This window comes from Ensifer adhaerens (genome assembly GCF_002007205.1).
GTDB lineage: Bacteria > Pseudomonadota > Alphaproteobacteria > Rhizobiales > Rhizobiaceae > Ensifer > Ensifer adhaerens_D.
This window is the reverse complement of record NZ_LAZS01000004.1, coordinates 203,809-225,057: the sequence shown is the minus strand read 5'-3', so window position 1 is coordinate 225,057 and position 21,249 is coordinate 203,809. Positions and strand designations below refer to the sequence as shown.

22 protein-coding genes are annotated in these 21,249 nt (G+C 63.3%); 9 read left to right on the top strand and 13 right to left on the bottom strand.

Annotation, left to right across the window (positions count from 1 at the left end):
* The first annotated feature begins 29 nt into the window (after positions 1-29).
* Positions 30-533, top strand: a complete 504-nt coding sequence (locus XB14_RS03575; RefSeq protein ID WP_077960229.1) for a tetratricopeptide repeat protein — start codon at positions 30-32, stop codon at positions 531-533.
* A gap of 6 nt (positions 534-539) precedes the next feature.
* On the opposite strand, the gene XB14_RS03570 is transcribed toward XB14_RS03575, so the two are convergent.
* The 6 genes from XB14_RS03570 to XB14_RS03545 form a co-directional block, all read right to left on the bottom strand.
* Complete coding sequence (locus XB14_RS03570) at positions 540-923, bottom strand: protein-tyrosine phosphatase family protein (RefSeq protein ID WP_234803940.1); 384 nt, start codon at positions 921-923, stop codon at positions 540-542.
* Positions 924-1,120: 197 nt separating this feature from the next.
* Positions 1,121-1,462: a tRNA-binding protein gene (locus XB14_RS03565; protein ID WP_077960228.1), complete on the bottom strand. Its 342-nt coding sequence runs from the start codon at positions 1,460-1,462 to the stop codon at positions 1,121-1,123.
* Between the two features lie 38 nt (positions 1,463-1,500).
* Complete coding sequence (locus XB14_RS03560) at positions 1,501-2,442, bottom strand: LysR family transcriptional regulator (protein ID WP_234803939.1); 942 nt, start codon at positions 2,440-2,442, stop codon at positions 1,501-1,503.
* A gap of 368 nt (positions 2,443-2,810) precedes the next feature.
* Positions 2,811-3,629: a pyrroline-5-carboxylate reductase gene (gene proC, locus XB14_RS03555; RefSeq protein ID WP_077960226.1), complete on the bottom strand. Its 819-nt coding sequence runs from the start codon at positions 3,627-3,629 to the stop codon at positions 2,811-2,813.
* A 2-nt stretch (positions 3,630-3,631) separates the two neighbouring features.
* Positions 3,632-4,132 carry a YbjN domain-containing protein gene (locus XB14_RS03550; RefSeq protein WP_043618087.1) on the bottom strand — a complete coding sequence of 167 codons (501 nt, stop codon included), beginning with the start codon at positions 4,130-4,132 and terminating at the stop codon, positions 3,632-3,634.
* A 448-nt stretch (positions 4,133-4,580) separates the two neighbouring features.
* Positions 4,581-4,841 carry an accessory factor UbiK family protein gene (locus XB14_RS03545; RefSeq protein ID WP_077960274.1) on the bottom strand — a complete coding sequence of 87 codons (261 nt, stop codon included), beginning with the start codon at positions 4,839-4,841 and terminating at the stop codon, positions 4,581-4,583.
* Positions 4,842-5,057: 216 nt separating this feature from the next.
* Here XB14_RS03545 and lgt point away from each other — a divergent pair, with 216 nt between their 5' ends.
* Both lgt and XB14_RS03535 read left to right on the top strand, forming a co-directional pair.
* Positions 5,058-5,894: a prolipoprotein diacylglyceryl transferase gene (gene lgt / locus XB14_RS03540; protein WP_077960225.1), complete on the top strand. Its 837-nt coding sequence runs from the start codon at positions 5,058-5,060 to the stop codon at positions 5,892-5,894.
* 60 nt (positions 5,895-5,954) lie between these two features.
* Positions 5,955-7,058, top strand: coding sequence for a class I SAM-dependent methyltransferase (locus XB14_RS03535; protein WP_077960273.1), 1,104 nt, complete (start codon positions 5,955-5,957; stop codon positions 7,056-7,058).
* Between the two features lie 123 nt (positions 7,059-7,181).
* Here the strand turns inward: XB14_RS03535 and XB14_RS03530 are convergent, their stop codons facing one another.
* The 3 genes from XB14_RS03530 to XB14_RS03520 form a co-directional block, all read right to left on the bottom strand.
* On the bottom strand, positions 7,182-8,927 hold the full coding sequence (locus tag XB14_RS03530; RefSeq protein ID WP_077960224.1) for a TRAP transporter large permease: 1,746 nt from the start codon (positions 8,925-8,927) through the stop codon (positions 7,182-7,184).
* On the bottom strand, positions 8,924-9,592 hold the full coding sequence (locus XB14_RS03525; RefSeq protein WP_077960223.1) for a TRAP transporter small permease subunit: 669 nt from the start codon (positions 9,590-9,592) through the stop codon (positions 8,924-8,926). The genes XB14_RS03530 and XB14_RS03525 overlap by 4 nt, the downstream gene beginning before the upstream one ends.
* 173 nt (positions 9,593-9,765) lie before the next feature.
* A complete protein-coding gene (locus tag XB14_RS03520) occupies positions 9,766-10,908 on the bottom strand; it encodes a TRAP transporter substrate-binding protein (protein ID WP_077960222.1) in 1,143 nt (380 codons plus the stop codon).
* A gap of 368 nt (positions 10,909-11,276) precedes the next feature.
* Here XB14_RS03520 and pgeF point away from each other — a divergent pair, with 368 nt between their 5' ends.
* The 4 genes from pgeF to XB14_RS03495 all read left to right on the top strand — a co-directional run bounded on the left by pgeF (position 11,277) and on the right by XB14_RS03495 (position 15,299).
* A complete protein-coding gene (pgeF, locus tag XB14_RS03510) occupies positions 11,277-12,071 on the top strand; it encodes a peptidoglycan editing factor PgeF (protein ID WP_077960220.1) in 795 nt (264 codons plus the stop codon).
* 1 nt (position 12,072) lies between these two features.
* Positions 12,073-13,224: a M24 family metallopeptidase gene (locus XB14_RS03505; RefSeq protein ID WP_077960219.1), complete on the top strand. Its 1,152-nt coding sequence runs from the start codon at positions 12,073-12,075 to the stop codon at positions 13,222-13,224.
* 86 nt (positions 13,225-13,310) lie between these two features.
* Positions 13,311-14,159: a hypothetical protein gene (locus tag XB14_RS03500; protein ID WP_077960218.1), complete on the top strand. Its 849-nt coding sequence runs from the start codon at positions 13,311-13,313 to the stop codon at positions 14,157-14,159.
* A gap of 207 nt (positions 14,160-14,366) precedes the next feature.
* On the top strand, positions 14,367-15,299 hold the full coding sequence (locus tag XB14_RS03495) for a ribose-phosphate pyrophosphokinase (RefSeq protein WP_034788749.1): 933 nt from the start codon (positions 14,367-14,369) through the stop codon (positions 15,297-15,299).
* 72 nt (positions 15,300-15,371) lie between these two features.
* Here XB14_RS03495 and XB14_RS33710 read toward each other — a convergent pair whose 3' ends face one another.
* The 4 genes from XB14_RS33710 to XB14_RS03480 all read right to left on the bottom strand — a co-directional run bounded on the left by XB14_RS33710 (position 15,372) and on the right by XB14_RS03480 (position 18,960).
* Positions 15,372-15,500, bottom strand: coding sequence for a hypothetical protein (locus tag XB14_RS33710; protein WP_268802266.1), 129 nt, complete (start codon positions 15,498-15,500; stop codon positions 15,372-15,374).
* An 86-nt stretch (positions 15,501-15,586) separates the two neighbouring features.
* Positions 15,587-15,982: a DUF779 domain-containing protein gene (locus XB14_RS03490; protein ID WP_077960217.1), complete on the bottom strand. Its 396-nt coding sequence runs from the start codon at positions 15,980-15,982 to the stop codon at positions 15,587-15,589.
* A 159-nt stretch (positions 15,983-16,141) separates the two neighbouring features.
* Positions 16,142-17,650 carry an aldehyde dehydrogenase gene (gene adh / locus XB14_RS03485; protein ID WP_034788758.1) on the bottom strand — a complete coding sequence of 503 codons (1,509 nt, stop codon included), beginning with the start codon at positions 17,648-17,650 and terminating at the stop codon, positions 16,142-16,144.
* 353 nt (positions 17,651-18,003) lie between these two features.
* On the bottom strand, positions 18,004-18,960 hold the full coding sequence (locus tag XB14_RS03480; protein WP_077960216.1) for a helix-turn-helix domain-containing protein: 957 nt from the start codon (positions 18,958-18,960) through the stop codon (positions 18,004-18,006).
* A gap of 249 nt (positions 18,961-19,209) precedes the next feature.
* Between XB14_RS03480 and XB14_RS03475 the strand changes: the two genes are divergently transcribed.
* Positions 19,210-20,391: a benzoate/H(+) symporter BenE family transporter gene (locus XB14_RS03475; RefSeq protein ID WP_077960215.1), complete on the top strand. Its 1,182-nt coding sequence runs from the start codon at positions 19,210-19,212 to the stop codon at positions 20,389-20,391.
* Positions 20,392-20,546: 155 nt separating this feature from the next.
* Positions 20,547-21,155, top strand: coding sequence for a 50S ribosomal protein L25/general stress protein Ctc (locus XB14_RS03470; protein WP_043618116.1), 609 nt, complete (start codon positions 20,547-20,549; stop codon positions 21,153-21,155).
* The last annotated feature ends 94 nt before the right edge of the window (positions 21,156-21,249 follow it).

Here is a 21,249-nt window from a genome sequence, read left to right as displayed (position 1 = left end):
CGGCGCACGGGGGCTGAGGAGAGTGGGCCATGACAGACGCCATCGATTGGGCTGATTGGGAACGATGGGTGGCCGAACTCTGGGCAACCTTCGACGCGACGGATACCGAAACCTTCATCGCCCGCATCGAGGCGCTTGCCGGCGAACTGCCGGTCGGACATGCCGTCGGGCTGTTCGAGAGAGCCTCGGCGCAGGATTCGACCGGCAATGAAGCAAAGGCAGAGCTGCTCTACCGGCAAGCGCTGGAAAGCGGCCTTCAGGGAATTCGCCGCCGGCGCGCCACGATCCAGCTCGCGAGCACCCTGCGCAATCTCGGCCGCGCCGAAGAAGGCGTCGCCCTGCTCACCGCCGAGCGGGACAAGCCATCGGACGAACTCGACGATGCGGTCGTCGCCTTCCTGGCGCTCTGCCTCGTCGATACCGGCCAGGCGCAACAGGCGGCAGCACTCACGCTCGGCAGCCTGTCGCGCCACCTTCCCCGCTACAACCGCTCGCTCAAGCGGTATGCCGAGACGCTGCTGTCGGAGAACTGAGCCCCGTTAGCGCTGGTAGATCGAGGTCAGGCCGCGCCACTCGTTGAAACGGTGCCAGGCATCGATGCGGCGGTTCGGCCAGGGCTTGCGCGTTATTGTCAGCAGCGCCCGGAAAGCCTCGTCCTCTCGCCCCGCGCCGAGCTGATGCGCAATCAGACCATAGGCAAAGGCCGTCGAGCGGCTGACGCCGGCGTGGCAATGCACGAGAATGCGGCTCTCCGCATGCTCCGCCGCAGGCCGCATCGCCTCGAACACCTCGAGCACCAGATCCGGGAAATGCTGCCGGGCGGTCGGGTTTTCCTGGTCGCGCATGCGCACAACCCGGTGGCTCGCCTCGGCAATGACAGGCACGTTGGTATCCGGCAGTTCCGAATCGAGCAGGGACAGCACATGGCTTGCGCACTACAGCGCCGCGCGTCTTATCAGACGCGCAAAGGTCGCTGTAGAACTTATAATTCCTGCATGTTTTCGCCCTTTAATCGGCGACGATTAAAGGAAACATGCAGTCGCGCGCCGCATCGGCGGCGCGCCAAAGGCAGGACACCTTGACGCGCTCGGGGATCGCTTCGATTGCAATGGTCATCAGATCACATCAGCTTCTTGCCGTTGGGGACCGGCCGTTCGGTGGCAGCCAGCACGATCGCACCGGCCTCGTCTGCAAAGCCCAGCGTCAGCACTTCGGAGCGCACAGGCCCGATCTGGCGCGGCGGAAAATTGACCACGCCCAGCACCTGCCGCCCGACGAGATCCTCCGGACGATAATGCACCGTGATTTGAGCTGATGACCTTTTTATGCCGATCTCAGGCCCGAAATCGATTTTCAGCTTGAAGGCCGGCTTGCGCGCTTCCGGAAAAGGCTCGGCCTCGACGACGGTCCCCACACGAATGTCTACGCGCTCAAAATCAGCAAATTCAATCGTTTCCGCCATTACAAGCCCTTTGCATCAAAAGTTCTCCGCCGCCGGACTTAAAGCATCGGACGAGATTCCGGAAGCGCGCCGGCCTCCGCGGGCTCCCCGCGAAATCTGGCCTCTTCCCACGAGCGACGGGAGAACTGCTCGGCAAGAAAGTCGACGAAGACCCGCACCCGCGGCGGCAGGAAGCGCCGGTGCGGATAGACAACCGTGATCGGTTCCGCCTCGGCATAGTTGCAGTCGGTCAGAAGCGGTACCAGCCAGCCCGCCCTGATATCTTCGCCCACCAGAATTTCCGAGAGCCGCACGATCCCGATGCCCGCAAGCGCAAGCCGCCTGAGCGCTTCGGTGCTGTTGGCCTCGACGGAACCCCGCACACGGATCGCACGCCGGCCGTCGCCATCCTCAAACTCCCACACGTTCAGGCGGCCGCGCGCGGTGATAGCCAGGCAGACATGCCGTTGCAGGTCATCAGGGGTTTGCGGAGCGCCGTGCCGTTCGAGATAGGCAGGCGCCGCACAGATGACGCGGCGGTTCGATGCCAGGCGCCGTGTCACCAGCGTGCTATCGCTTTGCGCCGCGACCCGTATCGCGACATCGGCGTCGCCGTTCAAGAGGTCGACGATGGCGTCGCTGAAATCGAGTTCCAGATCGATCTGCGGAAACCGCTCGATGAAACCAGGCAGCATCGGCACGATCAGGCGATGACCGAAGGCACTGGGCAGGCTCACCCGCAGCCGCCCGCGTGGCACGGCGTCCGGCTGGATCGCAATCTCCGCGTCCTCGATGTCGCCGAGGATGCGGCGGGTGGATTCCGCATAGGCGCTGCCTTCGCTCGTCAGGCTGATACTGCGCGTCGTGCGCTGCAGCAGGCGCACGCCAAGGCGCGCCTCCAGCCGGCCGACGATCTTGCTGACCGCCGATGGCGTCATGCGCAGCCGCCGCGCCGCCGCCGAGAAGTCCCCCTCCTCGACGACGGCGAGAAACACCGCCATGGCTTCCTGTCGATCCATTGCATCTATTCCATACCGTCACAGATGAACGGAAATTATCATGGATTATCGCGTTCGGCGATAGGTTGTACTCTGAGCCGGAACTCAGATGGCAACGCCGAAGGGTGACGGAAATGGGCAAGCGACGGAACGATGACGTGCCGATGAGTTACCAGCTTCATTCCTGGGCGCGGCGTCAGCGCGATGCCGCGATCCGCGACACGTGTCGCCGGACAGCGAGGGCAATCTCAAGGCTTCTGTTCAACCGGCAACCGCGCGGTGAGCGTGACGCGTGCGCAGGCGCCTCCCCCACGCCAACACCATAAATCATGGCCGCACCGGCGCCATCACGCACCGGTGGCTTTGCAGGCTCAGCCTGCCAGTTCTTCCGCCCGTGTGCGCGCGGCGGCGATCGCCTTGTCGAACAACGGCTGCATGCCGTCGTCGGCCATCAGCACGGACAGGGCCGCAGCGGTGGTGCCGCCGGGCGAGGTCACGTTCTGGCGCAAGCGCGCGGCTTCGTCGGGGGACTGGTGCAACAGTTCGCCGGCCCCCGCGACGGTTTCCCGCGCGAGCCGCATGGCAAGGTCCGCCTCAAGGCCAGCCTTGCGGCCCGCCTCCGCCATGCACTCGACAAGGTAGAAGACATAGGCCGGACCGCTACCCGAAACGGCAGTGACGGCATCGATCTCGGCTTCGGTGCGGACCCATTCGACCGGGCCGCTGACCTTCAAGAGATCGTGAACCTGGGCGCGCTGCTGATCGCTGACGCGGGCATTGGCAAAGGCACCGGTGACGCCACGGCCGATCATCGCCGGCGTGTTCGGCATGGCGCGTACGGTTGCGGCCGCGCCAAGATGGGTTTCGATGAAGGCGAGCGTCTTGCCGGCCGCGACCGAAACGATGACCGTGTCAGGACCGACGAGCGACGTCAGCGGCGGCAGCACCGCCTCCATCACCTGCGGCTTGACCGCAAGGAAGATCACGCCGGCCTGCACGCCCGACGGCGCCGAGGTCGCGTGTGTGACGCCGTTGTCGGCGATGAGTTGTGCCATGGCCGGCGGCGGGCCGGGATCGACGACGAGAACGTCGGCGCCCTTCACACCGCTCTTCAGCCAGCCGGAAAGCATGGCGCCGCCCATATTGCCGGCGCCGACGAGCACGATGGGCCCGGAAGCGGCATTCGTCATGATCAGGCTTCTCCAACCGTTTCGAACAGCACGGCATCGACGGCGCGCTGCGCGTCCATGCCGGACCAGACGACGAATTGAAACGCCTGATAATAGGATTCGCAAGCGTCAAGTGCGCTGGAAAGCAGAACCTCGACCTGCTGGTTGGTGGGCTCGGCACCGCCGGCAAGCAGCAGCGACTGGCGGAAGATCACCACTTCCTCCTGGCGCCACAGGTCGAAGTGGCCCATCAGCACCTGCCCGTTGATATGGGAGAGCAGGCGGATGACTTCGTTGACCCGGCTTTCCGGAACCTTGATGTCGAAGGCACAGGCAAGGTGCAGCGCCTCGAATTCCTCCATCCAGGAGAAGGAAACGTGGTAGTCCGCCCACTTGCCTTCGACCGTCATGGCGATTTCGTCTTCGCCGGATCGTTCGAACGACCAGTCGTTATTGGCAGCCACGAACTCGATCATATCGACCGGGTTGGATTGGCGCTCGACTTCCATTTCCAAAAGGCTCATGCATCACCCTGTATAGGTGTGGCGCAGGCATGCGTCATCACGGTCACACGACGCAACGCTGCAAACCCAACACCGATTACAAACACACTATGATTGCTGAACTCACATCCATCCTGGCTGACTTACCCTGCCCGGAGCTTACGTGGTTCGTTTCGAATCATCATTTAAAATCAGTGTATAATGGCGGAGTCAGGCTGCCAGCCCCTCGGCCCAAAAATAGCCGTGAACAATCGCGCCCACGTTGTCATATGAATGAAGCGGTTGAGCTTAACTGACTCTGCCATAAGGGTTTTTTGGCAGTGTCCACAGGTGGAAAACTTTTCAGCTTTTATTAACCACCCATCGCGCCGTTACAGACGCGTGCTGCCTGACGACAGCAAAACGCCCGCAGACGAGATCCGCGGGCGAAGTAAAAACGCTGAAATGCCGTTATTTCAAGGGAATCGCGTTACTTGCCCTCATCGACGAGACGCGCTTCGAGAGCCTCGATACGGGCCAGAAGCGCATCGTTTTCCTCACGCGCCTTGATGGCCATTTCCTTGACCATTTCGAACTCTTCACGCTTGACGACGTCGAGCGAATTCAGCGCCCGCTCCGCCTGCGCCCGGAAAGCCGTTTCAACCTCGCGGCGCACCCCTTGAGCGGCGCCTGCGGCATCGGTCATCAGCTTGGCAAAGTCATCCAGCATGCGGTTGGTGCCTGTGCTCATCGTCGCGATCTCCATTTCAGCCATCGCCTCTGAAAGAGCGATGCGGTCCATGGGTTTCAGGTAGGGTCAGCGGCGGCTCGATGCAAGAAAAATCACGCACCCCATAACGTCCCCCTTCACGACCCTGTGTCCGGGGCGCGCAATGGCGCCCTTGACCGGGGTGAATTCGCTCGCCATGTTCCGCCGAAACAACCGGCCCGGCACGAGAACAATAAATTGGAAACACTAGCGACCCGCCTCGCCATCCTCCCCTTCCCCGAAATCGATCCCGTCATCGTTCAGATCGGCCCGCTTGCCATCCACTGGTACGGGCTCGCCTATGTGGCGGGCATCCTGATCGGCTGGTTCTACGCCCGGCGCCTGGCGATGAACGCCGCGCTCTGGCGCGACGACAAGCCGGCGATCACCCTGCAGCAGCTTGACGATTTCCTGCTGTGGGCAGCCGGCGGCATCGTGCTTGGCGGACGCATCGGCTACATCCTCTTTTATGATCTCGGCTCCGTGCTCGCCAATCCGATCCGCGCGCTTGAAATCTGGAACGGCGGCATGTCGTTCCACGGCGGCTTCCTCGGCACCACGCTCGCGATGATCCTGTTTGCGCGCAAGAACAGGATCGCGCTCTGGAGCCTGTTCGATGTCGTCGCGGCCGTCGTGCCGATCGGCCTGTTCTTCGGCCGTATCGCCAACTTCATCAACGGCGAGCTCTGGGGTCGACTGTCGACCATGCCCTGGGCGATCGTCTTCCCGACGGGCGGCCCCTTCGCCCGCCACCCGAGCCAGCTTTATGAAGCAGCCCTCGAAGGTCTCGTGCTGCTCGCGGTGCTCGCCTGGTTCATCTACCGTCGAAAGGCGCTGAAATCGCCGGGACTTGTCACCGGCATCTTCGTGCTCGGCTACGCGCTGAGCCGTATTTTCGTCGAATTCTTCCGCGAACCGGACGCGCAGATCGGCTATCTTGCCGGTGGCTGGCTGACCATGGGCATGCTTTTGTCGCTGCCGATGGCGCTCGCCGGCCTCTGGGCGATTGCCCGGGGGCGGCGCGCAGCCGCCTGAGAGCGGATAAGGCAAGGGCGCGCGGCTTTGTGAGCCGCGCCTCGGTGAATGGACGAAAGCATGACGACACCACTTGCGGACAAGATCAAGGCGCTGATCAAGGCCCACGGGCCGATCAGCGTCACCGATTATTTCTCGCTTTGCCTGGCGGATCCGGAGCACGGCTACTATCGCGTGCACGAACCCTTCGGCAAAGAGGGCGATTTCACCACGGCGCCGGAAATCAGCCAGCTCTTTGGCGAGATGATCGGCATCTTCCTCGTCCATGCCTGGCAGCAGCACGGCACGCCTGAAGGTGCCGTGATCGCCGAAATCGGCCCCGGACGCGGCACGATGATGGCCGACATGCTGCGCGTCGTGCGCCGCGTCGCACCTGAACTCTACGCCACAGCGAGCGTGCATCTGGTCGAAACCAGCGACCGGCTGCGCAAGGTCCAGTCCGAGACGCTTGCCGCCCATGGCAACAAGGTGGAATGGCACACGAGCTTCGAGACCTTGCCCGAAGGCTTCATGCTGCTTGCCGCCAACGAGCTCTTCGACGCCATCCCGATCCGGCAGTTCGTGCGCACGGCGCAAGGCTTTCGCGAGCGCATGGTCGGCCTCGATGCCGACGACGAACTAACCTTTGCCGCAGGTGTTGCCGGCATCGATCCCGAGCTTCTGCCGACGCCGGCCCAAAGCATCGCCGCGGGCACCATTTTCGAGATTGCGCCCGCCCGCGACGCCGTCATGTCGGCCCTTTGCGAACGGCTGAAGATCAGCGGCGGCACGGCCGTCATCATCGACTACGGCCATCTGGCCACCGGCTACGGCGACACGCTGCAAGCAATCCGCGACCATGAGTATGATCCGCCGCTCGCCAATCCGGGCCGCGCCGATCTCACCAGCCACGTCGACTTCGAGCAGCTTGCCCGCCGCGCCAAGACCGACAACCTGCAGATCAACGGCCTTGCCCACCAGGGCGACTTCCTGGTGGGATTGGGCTTGCTGGACCGCGCTGCGGCGCTCGGTCGCGACAAGGACGCACTGACGCAGGAAAGCATTCGCCAGGATGTCGAAAGGCTTGCCGGTGCAGGCGTCGGAAAGATGGGCGAACTCTTCAAGGTTCTGGCCGTCAGCAGCCCGCCGGTGCCGCTGTCGCCGTTCCGCAAACCGAAGCCCTGATGGCACAGCTACAGCGCCGCGCGTCTTATCGGACGCGCAACGGTCGCTGTAGCACTTTGAGTTGCTGCTTATTCTTATCCTTAAATCGGCAACGATCTAAGGATACATGCCATAGCGCACGGTTCAGCCGTAAAGATAGTTCGGGAGCCAGAGGGTCATCCCGGGCCACAGATACATGATGACCATGCAAAGCACGACGATCAGCATATAGGGCATCATGCCGGCGAAAATCTGGTTGATCGTCACATGCGGCGGCGAGACACCCTTCAGATAGAAGGCTGACATCGCGACTGGCGGCGACAGAAATGCCGCCTGCAGGTTGACGAAGACGAGAACGCCCCAGATCACCGGATCGATGTCGAAGTGCTTGAGCAGCGGCAGAAAAATCGGCACGAAGATGATGATGATCTCGGTCCACTCGAGCGGCCAGCCGAGCAGGAAGATGATCGCCTGCGAGAGGATCATGAACTGCACCGGCGTCAGATCGAGTGACAGCACCCATTGCTCGATCAGCGCCTGGCCGCCAAGGATGGCGAAAACGGCGGAAAACAAAGCCGAGCCCACGAAGAGCCAGCACACCATGGCCGTGGTCTTCGCCGTCAGAAACACCGCTTCCTTGGTGCGCTTCCAGTTGAGCGTCCGGGCCTGGAATGCGAGCAGGAAAGCCCCCGCCGCACCGACGGCCGCAGACTCGGTCGCCGTGGTGATCCCGAAGAGAATTACACCGAGCACGACTATGGTGAGGATGGCGAGCGGCATGACGGAGGAGATCAAGAGCTTCACCACCTGCAGCCGCTCCGCACTCATGTTGCGGTAGTAACGGACAAGCACCACCGCAGCGACCGTGGCAATCAACCAGAAGGACACGTAGAAGCTTGTCGCCGGCCCGTTGATCGCGGCCGGTGCGGCATCCGCTGCCGGTGCCCCGAGCTGTTCCAGCCCTTCCGGCGCCTCAGCCTCCGCCGATGCCTGCGGATGGATGACGACATACCACCACACGAGCGCCATCGTGAAAGTCGTCAGCGCGAGCGGGACCAAGGCAGCGCAGAAGTTCTTGACGAGGGCCCAATAGGTGAGCGACCCCTCCTCGGTTTCGAGAGCCAGCGCCCTTGCCGGTGAGACCAGTGCGCGGGAGAGCCCTGCGAGCATATTGCTGCGCGAGTACGCCGCTTGCAGCCCCCGCATCCACGCTCTGACCGGCACCCTGGTCTGTTCCGCAGGCAACGGCGGGGCGATCTTCGGGCTGATCAGCGCCCAGCCGAGAATATAGGCGAGGTAGAGCAGCGCGAGGAAAAACCCGGGGAACATGGCAGCGGCGTAGAGTTTCACCACAGATTGTCCCGCGACTGCCGCATAGACGATAATCATCACCGAGGGCGGGATCAGGATGCCGAGGGTACCGCCCGCCGTGATCACACCGGAGGCAAGCTTCACGTCATAGCCGGCGCGCAACATCGGGTTGAACGCAATCACCCCCATCAGCACGACCACCGCACCGACGAGACCACTGGCGATGCCCCAGAACGTGCAGACAATGAGACTAGCGACGGCGAGCGACGCAGGCACCCGCTTGAAAGCGAGCTGGATGCTGTAGAACATCTTGTCGACCAGCGCCCCTCGCTCCATCACGTAGCCCATGAGCACGAACAAAGGGATCGAGATCAGAACGTCATTGGTCATCGCCCCGTAGGTGCGCTGCACCATCAGGTCGAAGACGCGATTGTCGATCCAGTGCTCGGCGGGATTGTAGAAGGCGCAGAAGCCGAAGAGCATGCCAAGCCCCATGAGCGTAAACGCCGTCGGAAACCCCATCATGATGACCACCACGATGAGCATCAGCATCGTCAGTCCGAGGAGTGGATCGCTCACGTCTCGCCGTCTCCCCCCATGCCGCGCTGCCGCGCCGCCCTGTCGATCTCCTGCGCACGCTCGATCGCCGCCTCGCGCGTTTCCGTGTCCACGTGCTCGCTATGCTCGAGTTGCTCGGCAACGACGTCGAGTTCCTCCACATCCTTGAGCCGACGTGGCCATTCGCCGGTCCGCAGGCAAACGATGCAGCGCGTAATCTCGGCCAGTCCCTGAAGCAGGACGAGGCCGCCCGCGACCGGAATGACGCTCTTGAAATAGTAGATGGGCGGCCCTTCCGCCGTGACGGTCGAATGCTCACCGATCCGCCAGGACAGCGCCGCATAGTCGTAGCCGGCGTAGACGAGCGCAGCGACGCCGGGCAGGAAAAAGAGGACGTAGAGGACCAGGTCGAGGGCGGCCTGCGTGCGCGGTCTCATGGAGCTGTAGAGGAAGTCGCCGCGCACATGGGCATTCTGCGCCAGGGCGTATGCGCCGGCGAGCATGAACAGCGTGCCGTAGAACATGTTGCTGGCATCGAAGATCCAGGCCGTCGGCATGTTCAGGATGTAGCGTTTGACGACCTCGACGCAGACCATCGTCATCAGCCCGATAATCAGCCAGGCTGCGGCTTTGCCGATCCACACGCTGGTCGCATCGACCCTGAGCAGAAAATGCTGAATGTTCACGCATGCCCCCGGCTGCAAGAGGGCGCTACAACGGCGCGCTTTAGAACGCACAGAGCCCGCTGTAACGCTTCGATTTATTGAATACTGTGATCCTTCGAGTGTCTCCGATGTGCGAAATGGGATCAGGCGTCATCCGCCGGCATCCCGTCTGATTGAAGCGAAGCGACCGTGCGTCAGAAGTCCTTCGCCACGCCCTCCTGTCCGAAGTAATGGTCGAACACCAGCCGCCGGCTGACGACGGTGTCCTGTTCCCAGCGCGTGGCCCGCTCGGCAAAAGCGAGCTGGGACTGGAGCACTTCCTTGAACAGCGGATTTTCCGCTGCCTTCTTCTTCACCACCTCGTCGTAGACCTCCAACTGCTTCTTGAGAATTGCCTCCGGGGTCTTGTAGAACTTGACCTTGTCGGTGGTCTGCATCTCCCGGTAGTCCGTCGAATAGCGATCGATCGCCTTCCAGGCCATATCCTGAGACGCCGCCTCGACGGCGTTGCTGATAATTGCTTTCATCTGATCAGGCAGACCGTCGTACTTCGGCTTGTTGAACATCACTTCGAACTGCTCGCCATTCTGATGGTAGCTCTGCAGCATGCAGATCTTCGATACATCCGGGAAACCGAGCACCCGGTCGGACGAGGCGTTGTTGAACTCGGCCGCGTCGAGCAGGCCGCGATCGAGCGCCGCAACGATTTCGCCACCCGGCAGCGCGTTGACCGCCGCCCCGAGCCCGGTGAAGACATCGATCGAGATGCCCACGGTGCGGAACTTCAGGCCCTCGAGATCCTCAGGCTTTGCGATTGGCTTCTTGAACCACCCGAGCGGCTGCGTCGGCATCGGCCCATAGGGGAACGAGACCACGTTGGCGCCAATGGATTCATAGAGCTTTGCGAGCAGCTCCTTTCCGCCCCCGTATTTGTGCCAGGCGAGCAGCATGTTGGCGTCCATGGCGAAGCCCGGGCCGGAGCCCCATAGCGCCAGCGCCGCCTGCTTGCCGTAATGGTAGACGAGGACGCCATGGCCGCCGTCCAGCGTTCCTTGCGATACGGCGTCGAGCAGGCCGAAGGCCGGCACCACGGCACCAGCGGGCAGCACTTCTATCTTCAGATCGCCGCCGGTCATATCATTGACCTTCTTGGCGAAATCGAGCGCGAACTCGTGAAAGATGTCCTTGGCGGGCCAGGTACTTTGCCAACGCATGCTGACCGGCCCCTGCGCCCTGACAACGCTCGGCGCAGCGACCATTGCAACCCCGGCCATTGCCGCCCCACCCAGGAATTTGCGACGCGACGGCTGCCCCTCGCAGTGGTTTCTTCGCTTCATCTGCTCCTCCCGAAAGCACAAGCATTTCTTCTATATTAGATAATACTCTTGTGCGGCCCCCCACGCAAAGATTGCAGGCAGCTTCGCTTAAAAGCCGGGGGGTAAGGCGCCATGCCCGAGCTCTTGTTTTCCGCCGGCCTCGCGCAGATGTCGGTGTCGAAGGAAGGCGATGTCGTCAATGCGTACCGGCGGTGCCCGAGCGATGACTGCCCCTCGAAATCGCAAGGCCGCCGACCCCTGCCGTTCGGGAATTGACAGCCCTGCCGTCGCGGGTCAACATCGCGCCGGCAAATCAAGAGCCAGTCGCCGGGCCGGAGCGCGCCCCCAAACCCATTGATTTTCCTGATAAAGTAAAGGCAAATATACCGATGCAGCATGACGCCGTGCTTTCTCCCGTGCAAAGCTCGCTGTTCAGCGAGAAGGCCGGGCCGGCAATCGCCCATGGTTATTTCACCCGAAAGGGCGGCGTCTCCGAAGGGCTCTATAGCGGCCTCAATGTCGGGCTTGGCTCCAAGGACGAACGTGCCCATGTCAATGAGAATCGCGCCCGCGTCGCCCGCTGGTTCGGCGCCGCGCCCGAGCGCCTGGCGACGGTGCACCAGGTCCACTCCCCCGACGCTGTCATCGTCGACGAAACCTATGACGGCAGCCGCCCCGAGGCCGACGCGCTGGTGACTGCGACATCAGGCATCGTGCTTGGCGTGCTCTCGGCCGATTGCGGCCCCATTCTCTTTGCCGATGCCGAAGCCAAAGTCATCGGCGCTGCGCATGCCGGCTGGAAGGGCGCGCTCGGCGGCGTGCTCGAAAGCACCATCGACAAGATGGTCACGCTCGGCGCCCGGCGCGAGCGCATCGTCGCCTGCCTCGGTCCGTCGATCAGCCGCCGGAACTATGAGGTCGGCTCCGAGTTCGTAGAGCGCTTCGTCGCGGCGAACGAAAGTTACGCCTCGTTCTTCCGGGCTTCGGAGCGCGACGGCCATGCCATGTTCGACCTGCCGGGGCTGACGATCAAACGGCTGGTCGATGCGGGCGTTGCCGCCGAGAATCTCGACATCTGCACCTATGCCGACGAGGAGCGCTTCTTCTCCTATCGGCGCACGACCCACAGGCAGGAACCGGACTACGGCCGACAGATTTCCGCCATTTGCATACGAGGGACCTGACATGGCGCTTCATTTTGCCCAGGAAGAATATGCAAGCCGTCTCGAGCGGCTGACGGAGAAGATGCGCGAGGAGAAGCTGGACGCGCTGCTGCTCTTTGCCCAGGAGAGCATGTACTGGCTGACCGGCTACGACACCTTCGGCTACTGCTTCTTCCAGACGCTGGTGGTCAAGAAGGACGGTTCGATGGTGCTTCTGACGCGCTCGGCCGACCTGCGCCAGGCCCGTCACACGTCCAACATCGAGCGCATCGAGATCTGGGTCGACCGGGCCAATGCCGACCCGACCATGGACCTCAAGAACCTCTTGAGCGAACTCGACCTGCTCGGTTGCCGCATCGGTATCGAATACGACACCCACGGCATGACCGGCCGCGCCGCGCGGCTGATCGACCGGCAACTGCAGACCTTTGGCGAGCTGATCGACGCCTCGCACCTCGTCGGCCGCTTGCGTCTGATCAAGAGCGACGCCGAAATCGCCCATGTCGAAAAGGCCGCGAGCCTTGCGGACGACGCGCTTGATGCCGCCCTGCCGCTCATTCGCCCCGGCGGCAACGAGGCCGACATTCTGGCCGCAATGCAGGGCACCATCCTTGCCGGCGGCGGCGACTATCCGGCCAACGAATTCATCATCGGCTCCGGCGCCGATGCGCTGCTCTGCCGCTACAAGGCGGGGCGCCGCCTGCTCGACAGCCAGGACCAGCTTACGCTGGAATGGGCGGGCGTCAGCGCGCACTATCATGCGGCGATGATGCGCACCGTCGTCATAGGCGAGCCGACCAACCGCCATCGCGAACTCTACAGCGCCTGCCGCGAAACCATCCAGGCGATCGAGATGGTGCTTCGCCCCGGCAACACCTTCGGCACCGTCTTCGACGTCCATGCCAGGATCATGGACGAGCGCGGCCTTGCCCGGCATCGCCTGAACGCCTGCGGCTACTCGCTCGGCGCCCGCTTCTCGCCCTCTTGGATGGAGCAGCAGATGTTCCACCTCGGCAATCCCCAGGAGATCGAGCCGAACATGTCGCTGTTCGTGCACATGATCATCATGGATTCCGACAGCGGAACCGCCATGACGCTCGGCCAGACCTACCTGACCACGACGGACACGCCGCGCGCGCTGTCGCGCTATGGGCTCGACTTCATTTCTGCTTAGGGAAATCCGCCTAGACTTGCTTTCGTACTGGCAGACGACAGGAGACGTTTCAGGAAACTGCCGCGAAGAAAACGGACGGTTTGAACATGCGAAAGCTCACCACGCCCATCGTAGCCCTTGGCCTCGCCATTGCGCTCGCCGGCTGCAACAGCACCGAGATGCTGACGCCACAGGTTGACGTCGGCGCGGGAACCTTCCGCTCGCCGCCGGTGACGCAATCCGACCTCGACGCCATGTCGGCTGATACCGTTCCGGTGAGCCGCGAACCCGTCAACCAGACCACCGCCTATTCTCCTGAGCCCGTCGGTTCGAACACGCCGATGGCCTATGCCACCGGCGACGCGACCTATACGGATCCGGCCGGCACCTTCGAGGGGCAGGCAAGCCGGCTTGCCGCCGGCTCGGCGCCGGCCCAGAGCACGATCGAGAGCCGCCAGGCACCGGTCGAGCAAGCTCCGGTCGAACAGGCACCAGTTCAGCACACACCGGTCCAGAAGACTGCGGCCGCGGCCGAAGAGATCCAGAGCCAGCCAAACGTCGCCGCATTGCCGAAGGCGAGTGCTGCGGCCAGCGGCACGATCCGTTTCCTGCCGATCATCGGCGCACCGGTCCAGGCCGTCACCCCGCTCTCCAAGCAGCTCGGGGCGGACGCCCGCGCCCGCGGCCTGACGATCAAAGGCTCGGCCGACGCCAGCAGCGAACATATCCTTAAAGGCTACTTCTCGGCGCTGAAGGACGGCGACAAGACGACGGTCGTCTATGTCTGGGACGTGCTCGACGGCAGCGGCAACCGGCTCCACCGCATCCAGGGACAGGACTCTGTTCCGGGCGGCGGCACGGATTTGTGGAGCGGCGTGCCCGCCACAACCATGCAGGGAATCGCGACGAAAACCATCGACGCCTATCTCGAATGGCGGCAATCTCAGGCCGGTTGACACAAAGTTTTTAGGATATTGGCCTTCGCGGCGCAGCATTCCCCTTGCATTCAAGTTCAGTCTCGCTAAAAAGCGGCCGATCAGCTCTGAACGGCGGCCATCCGCAAAGAATGACCGCGATTGGAATGGCTCTCGGAATCTGCGCGGAACACACCGCTGCCGGAAAAGTACCGGACGGTGACCGCGCCAGCTCAAGGCGGTCCGTCAATGAAGGTTTTCGCAGGTAATTCGAACCGGCTCCTGGCCGAAGCGATCTGCAACTATCTCAACCTGCCTCTCGGCAAAGCGACGGTACGCCGTTTCGCCGATCAGGAAATCTTCGTCGAGATCGGCGAAAACGTACGCGGCGAGGATGTCTTCATCATCCAGTCGACCTCGTTTCCCACCAACGATCACCTGATGGAACTACTCATCATGATCGACGCGGTGCGCCGCTCCTCCGCTCGCCGCATCACCGCCGTGCTTCCCTATTTCGGCTATGCCCGCCAGGATCGCAAACCCGGTCCGCGCACGCCGATCTCCGCCAAGCTGGTCTCCAACCTGATCACCGAAGCCGGCGCCGACCGCGTGTTGACCCTCGATCTTCATGCCGGGCAGATCCAGGGCTTCTTCGATATCCCGACCGACAACCTCTATGCGATCCCGATCCTGGCCCGCGACGTCAAGGAAAACTACGATCTCAAGAACGTCATGGTCGTTTCGCCCGACGTCGGCGGCGTGGTACGCGCCCGTGCGCTCGCCAAGCGTCTCGACTGTCTGCTGGCGATCGTCGACAAGCGTCGCGACCGTCCGGGTGAATCCGAAGTCATGAACGTCATCGGCGACGTCAAGGGCAAGGACTGCCTGCTGATCGACGACATCGTCGATTCCGGCGGCACGCTCTGCAACGCGGCCGAAGCGCTCCTGAAGAACGGCGCGACCAGCGTCACCGCCTACATCACCCATGGCGTTCTCTCCGGCGGCGCGGTTGCCCGCGTTACCTCGTCGATGCTGAAGGAACTGGTCATCACCGACTCGATCCAGCCGACGACCGCCGTCCAGTCCGCCCACAACATCCGCGTCATCTCGACCGCGGGCCTGCTCGGCGAAGCCATCAGCCGCACCAGCCAGGAAGAATCGGTATCGAGCCTCTTCGACTGAGGTCGTTGCGAGCACGCGAATTTGTGAAGACGCCGGCGCCAATGCGCCGGCGTTTTTCGTTGCGGCAAGCGGCTACTTCCCGAGCGCCTGGGCCAGCGGCTGGTCGACGAGATTGTCGATGAACCAGTTGGGATAGACAGGCACAGGCACCGTTTCCGCATCGAGCGCCGAGATCTCCGCCGGCGTCAGCAGCAGGTTCATCTATTTCCCGGCCAGGGCTCAGACCCAGCCGAAATTGCGGGCCTTTCTGGACCTGGCAGCAAAAGTCATGCGGGAACGTCCGCGGCTTACCGTCCGCGGAAAACCACGGCGCAGGCCTCGCCGCCAAAGAGCCGGGATCGCGTCAGGAAGCGTTTCTCGCGTCCATTGTCGAGCGAGAACATCCCGCCCCTGCCCGGCACCACGTCGATGATCAGCTGCGTGTGCTTCCACACTTCGAACTGGCTGGCGCTGATATAGACGGGCACCCCGCCGATCTCACCGAGCTTCACGTCATTGTCGCCGACGATGTAGTCGTCCGCCGGGTAGCACATGGGCGACGAGCCGTCGCAACAGCCGCCGGACTGGTGAAACAGGATATCCGGATGGTCGCGCCTAATTTCGGCGATGAAGGCGAGCGCAGCTTCGGTTGCAAGCACACGCGCTTCGTTGATCCCGGTCACTCCCGTCGTTTCGGCGGACATGGCAAACCTCTGTTCCCGATGGGCGTCGTCTGGCACTGGCCGGCTGAGGCGCGGGTGGAGAGCACGCCTCAGCCGTTGATCGAGCGAGAGGGAAAGGAGGAGAATACCCTCCCTCCCGCTCCTGTCGCCTTCCCCAGGCGGCGGGGAAGGCAGATCCGATCAGAAGAAGCCGAGCGCCTTGGGGCTGTAGCTCACCAGCATGTTCTTGGTCTGCTGGTAGTGATCGAGCATCATCTTGTGCGTCTCGCGGCCGATGCCGGACTGCTTGTAGCCGCCGAAGGCCGCATGGGCCGGATAGGCGTGATAGCAATTGGTCCAGACGCGACCGGCCTGGATCTCGCGACCGAAGCGGTAGCAGCGGTTGGCGTCGCGGCTCCAGACACCGGCGCCGAGGCCATAGAGCGTGTCGTTGGCGATCTCCAGCGCCTCGGCCTCGGTCTTGAAGGTGGTGACCGAGACGACAGGCCCGAAGATTTCCTCCTGGAACACGCGCATCTTGTTGTGCCCGCGGAAAACGGTCGGCTTGACGTAGAAGCCTTCCGACAACTCGCCTTCGAGCACGTTGCGGCCGCCGCCGGTCAGCACTTCGGCGCCTTCCTGCTTGCCGATATCGATGTAGGAGAGGATCTTTTCGAGCTGTTCGCTCGACGCCTGCGCGCCGATCATCGTGGCGCTGTCGAGCGGATTGCCCTGGCGGATCGCCTCGACGCGTTTTACCGCCCGTTCCATGAAGCGGTCATAGATGCTCTCCTGCACCAGTGCGCGGCTCGGGCAGGTGCAAACCTCACCCTGGTTCAGCGCGAACATGGCAAAGCCTTCGAGCGCCTTGTCGAAGTAGTCGTCGTCTTCGGCGAGCACATCGGCGAAGAAGATGTTCGGCGACTTGCCGCCGAGCTCCAGCGTCACCGGAATAAGGTTCTGGCTGGCATATTGCATGATCAGCCGCCCGGTCGTCGTCTCGCCGGTAAAGGCGATCTTGGCGATGCGCGGGCTGGTGGCGAGCGGCTTGCCGGCTTCGAGACCGAAACCATTGACGATGTTGAGCACGCCGGCCGGAAGGAGATCGCCGATCAGTTCCGCCCAGACGAGGATCGACGCCGGCGTCTGCTCGGCCGGCTTCAGCACGACGCAGTTGCCGGCGGCAAGTGCCGGCGCCAGCTTCCAAGCGGCCATCAGGATCGGGAAGTTCCAGGGGATGATCTGACCGACGACCCCGAGCGGCTCGTGGAAATGATAGGCGACCGTGTCATGGTCGATCTCGCCGATCGAACCTTCCTGGGCGCGGATGCAGGCGGCGAAGTAGCGGAAATGGTCGATGGCAAGCGGAATGTCGGCGGCCATGGTCTCGCGGATCGGCTTGCCGTTGTCGAAGGTCTCGGCCCGCGCCAGCAGTTCGAGATTGTCTTCCATGCGGCCGGCGATCTTCATCAGGATGTTGGAGCGCTCGGCGGCGGACGTCCGGCCCCACTTCTCGCGCACCGCATGGGCGGCATCGAGCGCCAGCTCGATATCGGCCGCATCCGAGCGCGCCACCTGGCAAAGCACGCCGCCGGTGACAGGCGTCGTATTGTCGAAATAGCGCCCGGCCACCGGCTCGCGCCATTCGCCACCGATGAAGTTGCCGTATTTCTGCTTGAACGGGCTTTCGACGATCTTCTGATGCAACATTGGTCATTCCTCCCTGAGACCCAGCAATGGAGCTGTGAGGAGGAGCGTGGAGCGGATCGGTTGTCTTCGATAGGGAGGCGCGATCGCCCGCGACGCGATCTGTTTCAGAATTGAGACAGCTTGGTTCCATCGAACGTGCTGCAATGCAGCAAGGGGTGAACCGAGTGTCCGCGCCCGCCCCTCATCCCGCTGCCGCGACCTTCTCCCCGCGGGCGGGGAGAAGGGGCAAGCGGCGCGCTCCCCATGTCCCAAGCACGTCGCCAACGCAAGCACGGCGACCGCTAAAGGGCACGTCCCTTCTCCCCGCCCGCGGGGAGAAGGTTAGGATGAGGGGCAACCCTTCGTGATGACGATCAATTCACCGAGAGCCGCTTCATCTTGCGATAAAGCGTGGCGCGGCTGATGCCGAGCAGTTCGGCGGCCATGGAGACATTGCCGTTGGCGCGCGAAAGCACCCGGCGAAGGGCCGCGCGTTCCGCATCGGGAAGCTCGGCGGCGTCACCCGACGTATCCTCCCTCAAGAGATCGGAGGCCGGAACGCCGGCGGCGATGCGTTTGTCGTCGAGATCGAGCCATTGCCGAGCCGCACGCGTGGCGCCGAGCACGAGATCGTCGCGGTCGACAGCGAGTAGCGCGGGCCCGGCGCGATCGACCGGCACCAGCACGATGCGCGCGCCGGCAAAGGCGCGGCGGAAGAGGCCGGCCTCGATGCGCGCGGCCGCGTCGCGCACCGCCTGCGACAAGAGCGACATCGTCATCTCGGAGGCATCCGCACGGCAGGTGGAGATGTCAATGGCCGCGGCCAACCGGCCGAGATGATCGCGGATCGGCGCGGTGGTGCAGCTCAAACCGATATTGCTGCTGAGAAAATGCTGGTCGCGCTGGATGACGACGGCGCGCTCGTCGGCAATCGCCGTGCCGATGCCGTTGGTGCCGACGCTCGCCTCGCTCCACACCGTCCCCGACCAGAGCCCGACATCGCGAAAATCGGCATCGTCGCCGACGGCGCCACGTCGCTCCAGCGCCACGCCCTTGTCGTCGGTCAGAAGCAGGCAGCAGCCGGCGCGGCCGACGGTCGCAAACAGCCGATCGAGCTCACCGCCCGCCTCCAGGATCAACTCGGCCGACCTTTGCCGGGCAAGCTCGAACTCTGCACCGGACAGCCTGAGCGGCTGGCGCCCCTCTTCGGGCGCCAGGCCATGCAGCGTCATGCAGCGGCGCCACGACGCGGCGATCGGCGAGCTCGCAGCCGCCGACGGCTGATGCGCGACCTGGTAGACATAGTCCGAATGTTCCCTGACGGCAGCCATCGGCTTCCTCCCTGAAAGCGTCGTCCGGCGGAAAGACGATACAGCCGATCTCCCAAGCAGCCGCATCGAAGTGGCGTCACTATAGTCGTCGTTTTCCGTCGAGGTCCAGCCAGACGAAGGTTCGAGGGCCGGCACCCGTCAACGAGTTTGATCGGTGGATCACGCCGCCGATATCGACAGCGCGCCCGAATGTGCTACGCGAAAGGATCCAATTGCCGCGACTCAACCCCACAACAGCCGGTTGCCGCCATGCTTCGTGACTTTTCGCTCCAGAGCCTGTTCATGGGTCTCTTGATCGCCTTCGTCGGGTTTGCCAGTTCCTTCGCCGTGGTGCTTCACGGCCTGACCGGCGTCGGCGCCAGCGAAGCCCAGGCCGCCTCCGGGCTGATGGCGCTGTCGATCTCGATGGGCCTCTGCGCCATCGTCATCAGCGCCGTCACGCGACTGCCGGTCAGCATCGCCTGGTCGACGCCGGGCGCTGCATTGCTTGCGAGCGCCGGTGTCGTCGAAGGTGGCTTCAACGCCGCAGTCGGCGCCTTTCTCGTCTGCGGCCTGCTCGTCGTCATTGCCGGCCTCTGGAAACCGCTCGGCCGGCTGGTCTCGTCCATCCCGGCGCCGCTTGCCAACGCGATGCTTGCCGGCGTGCTGCTCAGCCTCTGTTTCGCGCCGGTGAAGGTGATCGCCTTCAATCCGCTTTTCGGCCTGCCGATCCTCATTGCCTGGGCGCTCGTCGGCAGCATCAACAAACTCTACGCGGTGCCCGCCGCACTGATCGCCTTCGTGCTCGTCATCGCCTTCGGCGTCGAGATCCCGGCCGGCGCCTTCTCCGCGCTGTCCTCGGCGCTGCTGCCGACCGTGGAATTCGTGGCGCCGCAATTCAACGTCGCGGCCATGATCAGCATCGCCCTGCCGCTCTTCATCGTCACCATGGCCTCGCAGAACATTCCCGGCATCGCGGTGCTGAAGGTCAACGACTATCACCCGGAACCCGGACCGCTGTTTGCGACAACAGGCGTCTTTTCGATGCTCAGCGCCCCCTTCGGCGGCCATGCGGTCAACCTCGCCGCGATCACCGCCGCCATGTGCGCCGGCAGCGATTCTCATCCCGATCGCAACCGGCGCTACTGGTCGGCGATCAATGCCGGCGCCTTCTACATTCTCTTCGGCCTGCTTGCCGGCGTCGTCACCACCTTCGTCAGCCTTGCACCTTCGATCCTCATCGAGGCGGTGGCCGGCCTTGCGCTCGTCGGCGCCTTCGCAAGCTCCGCCATGGCCGCCTTTACCGAGGCAAAGACCCGCGAGGCGGCCGCCATCACCTTTCTCGTGACGGCCTCCGGCGTCAGCTTCGGCGGCGTTTCCGGCGCCTTCTGGGGGCTGATTGCCGGCGGGTTGATGCTGGCGCTTGCGCGCTTCACCGCCAAAAAGAGCTGAAACCGCGGCAAAGCTTGCATTTGCGGGGGATCTCGTCTATGGACCGCCCGTCCGCGTAGACACCCTTGGAGGCAACGCGGATGAAGTCCTTGCGGCTTCGGTTCTTCCGCATGGCGGATGAACTCTCCAGCATTAGACATTAGAAAGGTCTATCCATGAGCCACGCATCCTACGAGCTCAAGGCCGAGACGCGCGAACGGGTTGGTAAGGGGTCCTCCCGTGAACTTCGTCGCAACGGTCTTATCCCGGCTGTCATCTACGGTGACAAGCAGGCCCCCCTTTCCATCGCGCTCTCCACCAAGGAAGTGACGATGAAGATCCACGCCGGCGGTTTCATGACCACCGTCGCAACCATCGACGTCAACGGCGAAAAGATCCGCGTCCTGCCGAAGGACTACCAGCTGGATCCGGTCCGTGACTTCACCATGCATGTCGACTTCCTGCGCGTCTCCAAGGACAGCCAGGTTACCGTTGCAGTTCCGGTTCACTTCGAAAACGAAGAGAAGTCCCCGGGCCTCAAGGCTGGCGGCGTTCTCAACATCGTTCGTCACGACGTCGAACTCAACGTTTCGGCCAACGACATTCCGGAATTCCTGACCGTTGACCTCTCCGGCCTCAAGGTCGGCGACGCCATTCACATCTCCAACATCAAGCTGCCGAAGGGCGCGACCCCGGTTATCACCGACCGCGACTTCACCGTTGCAACGATCGTTGCTCCGGCCGGTGGTGTGAAGGAAGAAGCCGAAGGCGAAGCAGAAGCCTGATTGGCCTCTGGTTGACCGGCGACAGCCGGTCCGCTGCACTTCATCGAGAGCCCGTCTCATTCGTTTGGGGCGGGCTTTTTGCGTTCGCCGCAGC

Coding starts and splice junctions, on each gene's coding strand:
- XB14_RS03575 (WP_077960229.1), top strand. CDS start 30: ATGACAGACGCCATCGATTGGGCTGATTGGGAACGATGGGTGGCCGAA.
- XB14_RS03565 (WP_077960228.1), bottom strand. CDS start 1,462: ATGGCGGAAACGATTGAATTTGCTGATTTTGAGCGCGTAGACATTCGT.
- XB14_RS03560 (WP_234803939.1), bottom strand. CDS start 2,442: ATGGCGGTGTTTCTCGCCGTCGTCGAGGAGGGGGACTTCTCGGCGGCG.
- proC (WP_077960226.1), bottom strand. CDS start 3,629: ATGACGAATGCCGCTTCCGGGCCCATCGTGCTCGTCGGCGCCGGCAAT.
- XB14_RS03550 (WP_043618087.1), bottom strand. CDS start 4,132: ATGAGCCTTTTGGAAATGGAAGTCGAGCGCCAATCCAACCCGGTCGAT.
- XB14_RS03545 (WP_077960274.1), bottom strand. CDS start 4,841: ATGAGCACAGGCACCAACCGCATGCTGGATGACTTTGCCAAGCTGATG.
- XB14_RS03535 (WP_077960273.1), top strand. CDS start 5,955: ATGACGACACCACTTGCGGACAAGATCAAGGCGCTGATCAAGGCCCAC.
- XB14_RS03520 (WP_077960222.1), bottom strand. CDS start 10,908: ATGAAGCGAAGAAACCACTGCGAGGGGCAGCCGTCGCGTCGCAAATTC.
- pgeF (WP_077960220.1), top strand. CDS start 11,277: ATGCAGCATGACGCCGTGCTTTCTCCCGTGCAAAGCTCGCTGTTCAGC.
- XB14_RS03505 (WP_077960219.1), top strand. CDS start 12,073: ATGGCGCTTCATTTTGCCCAGGAAGAATATGCAAGCCGTCTCGAGCGG.
- XB14_RS03500 (WP_077960218.1), top strand. CDS start 13,311: ATGCGAAAGCTCACCACGCCCATCGTAGCCCTTGGCCTCGCCATTGCG.
- XB14_RS03495 (WP_034788749.1), top strand. CDS start 14,367: ATGAAGGTTTTCGCAGGTAATTCGAACCGGCTCCTGGCCGAAGCGATC.
- XB14_RS33710 (WP_268802266.1), bottom strand. CDS start 15,500: ATGAACCTGCTGCTGACGCCGGCGGAGATCTCGGCGCTCGATGCGGAA.
- XB14_RS03490 (WP_077960217.1), bottom strand. CDS start 15,982: ATGTCCGCCGAAACGACGGGAGTGACCGGGATCAACGAAGCGCGTGTG.
- adh (WP_034788758.1), bottom strand. CDS start 17,650: ATGTTGCATCAGAAGATCGTCGAAAGCCCGTTCAAGCAGAAATACGGC.
- XB14_RS03480 (WP_077960216.1), bottom strand. CDS start 18,960: ATGGCTGCCGTCAGGGAACATTCGGACTATGTCTACCAGGTCGCGCAT.
- XB14_RS03475 (WP_077960215.1), top strand. CDS start 19,210: ATGCTTCGTGACTTTTCGCTCCAGAGCCTGTTCATGGGTCTCTTGATC.
- XB14_RS03470 (WP_043618116.1), top strand. CDS start 20,547: ATGAGCCACGCATCCTACGAGCTCAAGGCCGAGACGCGCGAACGGGTT.